Below are 7346 nucleotides of genomic sequence, written 5' to 3'. Positions count from 1 at the left end.
TTGGCCGAGATGGACGTCGACAGCTGACCTGAATCCGACCGCTACCGCGGCGACGGCGGCGGATCGATGGGGGTCAACGAGATTGGCAGCCAGTAGACGCCCGGGCCCTCACCCGGACAGCCGGGTCCGGCAACGGTGAATGTCCGCTCGCCCCAGAAGCTTCCGTCGGGATTGGGTACCAGGAAGTCCGACCGCCGGGAGGGCACGGTGCCGTGGGTCCCGGTGGGATCGCAGAAGTAGGGATAGTCGCTGCTGGATTCCCATCGGCCGTTGTTCCACGTGTAGGTGTAAAGGTCTGGCGCATAGGGATTCTGGACGATCTCGGTCTCCCTGAGCCATTTCACGACGCATCCCTTCACGTCGCAGGTGGTGGTGAACAGGCCGAGCATGTTCGACGGGTCCGTCGGTATGGGCGCACCGTTGAACGTCTGCTTCGTTCGATCGATGTAGGCGTTGTAATACCCATAGACCGGTACCGGTTCGGTACGGTCCGCATGGGCGACGGGACAAACGCCGACCGCGGTGCAGGCGGTGACGGCAGCTACCGACAGGGTTTTCCACACCCTCTCTGGGTAACACAGGGAGCGATTTCTCGCCGGGGAATCTGCTGGACAGCCGCCGTTACGCGTGGAGCGCCGCATTGTCAGCCGCCCGCGGGCGAAAGGGCCGGCATAGTCTCACCGACTCCGAGCCATCAGCTCCGCCATCGCCTGCGCTGCGCCGGAAAAGCTGCTGGGCGGGAACTTCCGCGTCGGCCATGGCGCTTCGGCACTCGAGGCGTTACCCGTCGAAGGTGCGGAGCGAGTGTCATGACACGGCCAGCGTCATTCACGTGCCGAGCATGCCGGTGCTTAGACCACCCGGCAGTGGCAGTCGAAGCCCTCGACTGCGCCCAACCGGCACGGTGATGATTCGGTCGCCGGCATCACCCGCGCCAAAACCGTTTCAGAGCTGCGTGATTCACACGGGGCTTACGCGATCTTCACACCGGACGAGGCGGTGGTGGCGGCGCTTCGTAACGGTAGGTCGTTGGCCCTGCATCCGCTGTGCGGCGGGCTTCCCGCCCGAGCTCGCATGGCCGTACCTGGAGCCTGCCGCTGCGGCCGAGGCGACCGCGAACCAGTGATGTTCGTCTTGCCTACCGTGGGCCGGCCTTAGGGCGTTCACGGCAATCCTGTTGCCTGATAGCTCTGGCGTAACGTCGATGTGCTCGGCCTTGCGCCCAGCACGGAAGTGGAGCGGCAGGAGGTGTCTCACAGCATGGCTGAATTCACCGCACCGCCGGTTGTGCGGTTGGCCGGCGATTCCAGACAGCCGCGAGAGTTGCTCGGAAATAAGGCATACGGAATCGAGGTGATGTGTGCTCACGGTTTGCCGGTGCCGCCCGCGTTTTGCATCACCACGGAAGTATGCGGGCGATTCCTGGCCGCTCCCGACCACACCCTCGACGCCATCTGGAATCAGGTTGTGACCGCGATGGGATGGCTGGAGGAGGAGACGGGGCGCTCGTTCAACCGTGGCCCGCGGCCATTGCTGGTCAGTGTGCGCAGTGGCGCTGCGGTATCGACACCGGGCATGCTCGACACGGTGTTGAACCTGGGCGTCACCGGCGCTGTGCATAAGGCGCTGAAGGCCGCATTCACAGCGGATTTCGCTGACGACACCCGTCGACGGTTCTGCGACATGTACCGACGGATCGTGTTGGCCGACAAGAGCGGTGTCGTGCCCGATGATGCGTATGGCCAGCTGCGCGGTGCGATTGAGGCGGTGTTTTCGTCCTGGAACTCATCGCGGGCAGTGACCTACCGGCGCCACCACAACCTTGACGACCGCGGCGGCACTGCGGTCGTCGTGCAAGCGATGGTGTTCGGAAACATGGGCCCCTCGTCGGGCAGTGGTGTCCTGTTCTCCCGCAATCCGATGACCGGCGCAGACGAACCGTTCGGGGAGTGGCTTCCTGGCGGGCAGGGTGACGAGGTGGTGTCGGGGTCGACCGACTGTTCACCCGTGACGGCGTTGCGCGATGACCAACCCGCCGTCTACGAGCAGCTAGTGGCCGCGGCACGAAAACTCGAGCAGCTCGGTCGCGACGTACAGGACATCGAGTTCACCGTCGAAGACGGGCGGCTGTGGCTGCTGCAAACCCGCACGGCGAAACGCTCGGCGCAGGCCGAGCTGCGGCTGGCACTGCGGTTTCGCGCCGGGGGACTCATCGATGATGCCGAGGCGCTGCGACGGGTGACCCCTGCTCAGATCGAGGCGCTGCTATTGCCGTCCTTGCGCCCTGAGACCCGGATGTCGGCGCCACTGTTGGCCCGCGGTCTGCCGGCCTCTCCCGGCGTCGCGTCCGGACGGGCCTATACCGATGTCGACGCCGCCATCGACGCTGCCGAAGGCGGCGAAGACGTCATTCTGGTCCGCCCGTTGACCAGCCCCGAGGACGTCGGCGGCATGTTGGCGGCACGCGGTGTCGTGACTGAGGTAGGCGGGGTCACCTCGCATGCCGCAGTGGTTAGCCGGGAGATCGGCCGCCCGGCAGTGGTCGGCTGCGGGGCAGGGGTGGCTGCAGCAGCCGAGGGCAAGCTGGTCACCGTCGATGGAACGGCAGGTGAGGTCAGAGAAGGCGTGTTGCCGCTTACCGTCTGGTCGGAGCGCGACTCACCTGAGCTGGCCGAGCTCGCCGACATCGCCCGGACCGTCAGCCCGCTGCGGGCACACCACCAAGGTCCCTATGTCCATTTGGACGACACGTCCCCTTCGGCGGTCATGGCGGCGATCACCGCCGGACACACTGACGTTGTATCAACCCAACCGCTGATCGTGATGCTCACGGCGTTGCATGCAGGCAACCGGCTGTCGCGGAACTCTTCATGACCGAACTGAAGGTGCTGCAAGCCGTTCGCCTGAAGGGCCGCGTCAGCCCCGACGATTTGGCGGCCACTATCGACGATGACCCGGTTGCAATCGCCGAGACCGTCACACGCCTGACCGATTCGGGCCTGCTGCTGGGTGAGGGAACAGTGCGGTTGTCGCAGACGGGACGGGCCCGGCTGGCTGCGCTGCTCGCGGCGGAACGGGAGGCGGCTGATGCGGCGGCGATCGCCGGCACTTATCACGAATTCCGGCAGGTAAACTCGGATTTCAAGGCGTTGGTGTCAGACTGGCAACTCAAGGATGGCCAACGCAATACGCATGACGATCCCGGGTACGACGCCGCGATATTGGCGCGCCTGGCGACCGTCCATGAGCGGGTGATCCCGATCATCGCGACGGTCGCCGGCCAAATCCCGCGACTGTTCGCATACTCGAGGAAGCTGGATGCCGCCTATGCCAAAGTGCAGCGGGGAGAAGCGATGTGGCTAACCCGGCCGATGGTCGACTCCTACCACACCGTGTGGTTCGAACTGCACGAAGAGCTGATCGGTGCGGCCGGCCTGACACGCGAGGGTGAAGCCAAAGCCGGCCACGGGGGCTAGCGGCATAGTCGCAGGTCACCTGGTCTTTGCGAAGCGGCCGGGGCAGCTGTGAAAAGCTGCTGGAGAATTGTGGCACCTAAATGCCAAAGAACATTTCGACACGGCCGCTTGCGAGATCCTTCGCCCAGCCGGGGACATCCGCTTTCACCCGTCCGGTGTCGGCGGGCCTAAAAGGAGGGCGTCATGCCATTGTTCGGTGAGAAGAAGCCCTCGGCCGCGGAGGAAGCCGCCCGAGCCGAAGTCGAGCGGTTGCAGCGCCTGTCGCCCGCGGACTTGGCCGTAGAGCTTATGGCCGAATTCGGCCCGGATGGACCTCGGGGCGACGTAAACGTGGTAGACGAAACACGCCTGCTCCAATGGGCGACCCGTTTCGGCTTGGCGAGCCTGGCCAACGGGACCGATGCCGTCAGGCAGCGCATCAAGGATCGGACCGGTTTGTGGCCGATTGAGCAGGTGGTGCCTACCGCTGACCGCCTTAGCGGCGTGCTTGAGAAGCTTGCTGGCGCCTGGGCGACAGGGGCACAGCAAACCCTTCAGACACTTCAGTCAGTGCCCCCGGCACGACTCGAACGTGCGACCTAGGGATTACCGAAATCGGGCTCCGATTAGTTCCGGAAAAATGCTCGTTTGTACTGGTAGATCATGGTTTTGGCTTCTTAGCGATCCAGCTGTGCACCGGGCGAATCCGGGTGATTCTTGGTCATTAGAGCCGAATAATAGGCAACCGGAGCCCGGATCTGAACCGGAGCGTTGAGCCTTCGTCTGCGGCTATCGCCATTCCCCGTCGTCTGGGCTCCAGCTCATATTCGTGAGATCGTCGGTGACCGCCGGTTCGGCGAAGGCGATGACCTCGGTGAGTAGATCAGCAAACCGTTCAGGTAGTTCGTTGCGGTTTTGTCGGTTGCGCCATGTGGCCCATCGGGGCTGCGCCAGGTCGGGATAGCCGTCAAGCACGTCGGTGAGTGATATCAACTCGGTGCGTCGATATTGGGCCACTTCTCGGACCGCAGTCTGAAGATCCGTACCGGCCAGGGTGTGGGCGCGGGAGAGAACCCAAATGTCACCGAAATCCCGCCAACGCGTATTCGCGACACCGCGCTGTATGGCGGTGACGATCTTTTCTGCGTGCACCATGTGTAGCGGATAGCCGTTGAGGGTGATCGGATCGCCACTGAGCAACCGAGGCACGGAGACCAGCTTGGGGCTGGGGACGATGGGGTCCCCGAGGCTCACGTCAGCGTGGAACTTGTGCCGCGATGTGGCGATCTGGGCATCCAAGCTGACGCGGACGCCTGAATATTCGTCCTCGTCACGGATGACCTCGGACCTCGCGGCACCGGCGTCGAACGCGATCCCGTCGTCCTCGGGCAGGCGCACAGGACGGACTTGATCAGGGCGAGAACCGGGGCCTGGGCGTTGCCGATCTCCCGTCCGGCAAGGTCGACGTCACGAGTGGGACGACGGTTGCCGAACGCGGCTAGGAGGACTCCGCCCTTAAGCACCAGCTTGGTGCTCGCCGGACTGTTGCTGAGCCGAGCAAGAAACCCTTCGAGGATATAGAGCTGGAGCAGCTCCTGAGTATTTCGTCTGCTGTCCTTTGCGCGTCGCTGGAGGTCGATGTATGCGCGCCCGCTGGCTGTCTTGCGAGAGATGGCGCTCATAGCAGGATCGTCAGTGCTTGCTGGAGAGCGCGCTGCGCGCGGGGGAACGAACGGGCCGTGCGGAGCAGCTCGGAGGGCTGTCCGCCTTGGCGCAACCACCTCTTGAGAGCTTCGTTGGCCAGATCGATGCCCTCAAGATGTTGCAGTCGATAAGCATCGATGATGCTGCGCGGAGCGGAGTAGATGCCGATTTGCTTACCCGCACCGATGGGGAGCGTGTCGCGTCCGATGGTGAAGGTGGCCGGGTCAAAGCGATGCCATCTGACGGGTGTGCTCAGGCGCGGTGCCCAGGCTCCCCGGGGGATGGCGATGTCGAGCATGTCGGGTATGTCGTCGATGAGGTCGTGGCGCGCAAGTGCCGACCGCAGCGCGATTGTGGCCTGTGGCGAGGAGGAGCTGATCTCGGCGAGGTCTTCGTCGCCGTACCAGTCGCTCTTGCGGTAGAGACCGCGAGCGATCTGGACGATTCGCCCTTCGTTGCGCAGGCTGTAAAACTGGCGCCTGTTCATGTGTTCTAGCGCCTCGGAAAATCGAAACGTGTCCGCCATGGTGCTCAAGAGGTCGAGGTCGGCATCACCCATCGATAACACCTCCGTCCGTACCAAATCCTATACATAACTACTACCACTGTATAGAATTTGGTACGCCACGTCTACGATGATTCGGCTGTCGCAACCAGGCGACCCCGGCATGATTCCCACCATGTCCCAGCCTGGCTCGTTGATGACGGTGATGAGCGGGCCAGGTCGCCCAAGCGATATTCGCGGGCGAATTCGACTATGGCGGCGCCGTCGCGGAGAGGTCATGTGGGCGGCAGACAGAGCGTCGGTGAGTTTATCCAACTGGCTAGCGGCGGTGTTGTCGGAGGCTGGGGCTGGAACGTTCACCTCGGGCACGCAAAAGTGTCGATGACGCAGGACCGCTACATGAGCCGCGGTCGGGTGCACAACCAGGTGGCAGAACTGCTGGACAGAGCAGTCAACGGCGATTCAGGTCCGACATACGACGAATAAACGACGACCGACCTTAGTGAGTACGCCCAAAAACCACCTGTGACCAGTGCCCCCGGCACGACTCGAACGTGCGACCTAGGGATTAGAAGGCCCTTGCTCTATCCACCTGAGCTACGGAGGCAATGCGCAGGTCAGTCTATCCAACCGTGCCCGACACGCGATTTGTCGACCGCGACGCGCCCGAAAGGTCTTCCCCTGCCGCAATTATCGGTTATGGTGTGAGCCTCGACACACGTGCTACATCGGCCGGTAATCGGCCGTTAACCGCAACGATGCGTGTGCCTGACGTCGAGGGGTGTGGCGTTGACCATTGTCATGAACGTGACTTCGCGGTGCTCGCGGGCTGGTGCCGAAGCGCTGCGACAAGGGGCCCAACTGGCGGCCGACGCCAGAGATACGGTCCGGGCCGGCGCTTTGTTGCTGCGCGGCTCGCCGTTCGCCGTCGGCTGGGTGGCCGGCTGGCTGTCCACCGAGTTTCCCCCCCAGGTCGTCACCGGGCACGCGTTGTCCCGGGTGTCGCCTACCCCGATCGGCCGCGTCGGCGCGACGTGGGCCGCGCAACGCGCCGATCAGGCCCTAACTGCCGCGCTCGAAGAATCCTTCGGGCCGGAATTCCGCGAACTGGTGTGCCATCCGGCCGGCGATCCCTCCGCGCGGGAACGCCGCGGCGGGCTGTTGCCGTCCGGGCCGCACCGCCGCTACGCGGCGCACACCTCCGACATTTCCTACGGTCCGCGCGGTCGTGACAATCTGCTCGACATCTGGCGGCGCTCCGACCTGGCGCCCGGTGACCACGCTCCGGTGCTGATCCAGGTCCCCGGCGGCGCGTGGTCCGTCAACGGCAAGCGCCCGCAGGCATACACGCTGATGAGCCGGATGGTGGAGCTCGGCTGGATCTGCGTGTCGATCAACTACAGCAAGAGCCCGCGTCGCAAGTTCCCTGCGCACATCGTCGACGTGAAGCGGGCCATCGCCTGGGTCCGCGAGAACATCGGGGACTACGGCGGCGACCCAGACTTCATTGCGGTCACCGGCGGCTCAGCGGGTGGGCACCTGGCTTCCCTGGCCGCGCTCAGCGCCAACGACCCGACGTTCCAGCCCGGCTTCGAAAGCGCCGACACGTCGGTGCAGGCGGTCGCGCCGTACTACGGCGTCTACGACTTCACCGACTTCGGGAACATGCACGAGATCATGCT

The 7346-nt window shown here is 64.2% G+C and carries 7 protein-coding genes, 1 tRNA gene and 1 pseudogene; 4 read left to right on the top strand and 5 right to left on the bottom strand.

What is annotated here, in order from left to right:
• Nucleotides 1-41: 41 nt before the first annotated feature.
• Complete coding sequence (locus tag VML93_RS36775) at nucleotides 42-563, bottom strand: hypothetical protein (protein WP_414686541.1); 522 nt, start codon at nucleotides 561-563, stop codon at nucleotides 42-44.
• 697 nt (nucleotides 564-1260) lie between these two features.
• Here VML93_RS36775 and VML93_RS36770 point away from each other — a divergent pair.
• The 3 genes from VML93_RS36770 to VML93_RS36760 all read left to right on the top strand — a co-directional run bounded on the left by VML93_RS36770 (nucleotide 1261) and on the right by VML93_RS36760 (nucleotide 4058).
• Nucleotides 1261-2874: a pyruvate, phosphate dikinase gene (locus VML93_RS36770; protein WP_325618521.1), complete on the top strand. Its 1614-nt coding sequence runs from the start codon at nucleotides 1261-1263 to the stop codon at nucleotides 2872-2874.
• Nucleotides 2871-3476, top strand: coding sequence for a MarR family transcriptional regulator (locus VML93_RS36765; protein ID WP_325618519.1), 606 nt, complete (start codon nucleotides 2871-2873; stop codon nucleotides 3474-3476). Before VML93_RS36770 ends, VML93_RS36765 begins: the two co-directional genes overlap by 4 nt.
• A gap of 183 nt (nucleotides 3477-3659) precedes the next feature.
• A complete protein-coding gene (locus tag VML93_RS36760) occupies nucleotides 3660-4058 on the top strand; it encodes a hypothetical protein (protein WP_325618517.1) in 399 nt (132 codons plus the stop codon).
• Nucleotides 4059-4244: 186 nt separating this feature from the next.
• Here the strand turns inward: VML93_RS36760 and VML93_RS36755 are convergent, their stop codons facing one another.
• The 4 genes and pseudogenes from VML93_RS36755 to VML93_RS36740 form a co-directional block, all read right to left on the bottom strand.
• Nucleotides 4245-4853 (bottom strand): nucleotidyl transferase AbiEii/AbiGii toxin family protein, encoded by a 609-nt coding sequence (locus VML93_RS36755; RefSeq protein ID WP_325618515.1) that lies wholly within the window; start codon nucleotides 4851-4853, stop codon nucleotides 4245-4247.
• A gap of 59 nt (nucleotides 4854-4912) precedes the next feature.
• A pseudogene (locus VML93_RS36750) lies at nucleotides 4913-5137 on the bottom strand (nucleotidyl transferase AbiEii/AbiGii toxin family protein); the annotation flags it as partial.
• Entirely contained in the window at nucleotides 5134-5718 is a 585-nt protein-coding gene (locus tag VML93_RS36745) for a hypothetical protein (RefSeq protein ID WP_325618513.1), read from the bottom strand. The pseudogene VML93_RS36750 and the gene VML93_RS36745, both read right to left, overlap by 4 nt.
• A 479-nt stretch (nucleotides 5719-6197) precedes the next feature.
• Nucleotides 6198-6271, bottom strand: a tRNA-Arg gene (locus VML93_RS36740).
• A 194-nt stretch (nucleotides 6272-6465) separates the two neighbouring features.
• Here VML93_RS36740 and VML93_RS36735 point away from each other — a divergent pair.
• On the top strand, nucleotides 6466-7346 hold an 881-nt coding region (locus VML93_RS36735; protein ID WP_325618511.1), incomplete at its 3' end, for an alpha/beta hydrolase.

The sequence above is a fragment of the Mycobacterium sp. genome (assembly GCF_035499775.1).
Lineage (GTDB): Bacteria > Actinomycetota > Actinomycetes > Mycobacteriales > Mycobacteriaceae > Mycobacterium.
This window is presented reverse-complemented; position numbering and strand designations above follow the sequence as displayed.

What these genes read in the sequence shown, in the direction of transcription:
- VML93_RS36765 (WP_325618519.1), top strand. Translation starts at nt 2,871, where the DNA reads ATGACCGAACTGAAGGTGCTGCAAGCCGTTCGCCTGAAGGGCCGCGTC.
- VML93_RS36760 (WP_325618517.1), top strand. Translation starts at nt 3,660, where the DNA reads ATGCCATTGTTCGGTGAGAAGAAGCCCTCGGCCGCGGAGGAAGCCGCC.
- VML93_RS36770 (WP_325618521.1), top strand. Translation starts at nt 1,261, where the DNA reads ATGGCTGAATTCACCGCACCGCCGGTTGTGCGGTTGGCCGGCGATTCC.
- VML93_RS36745 (WP_325618513.1), bottom strand. Translation starts at nt 5,718, where the DNA reads ATGGGTGATGCCGACCTCGACCTCTTGAGCACCATGGCGGACACGTTT.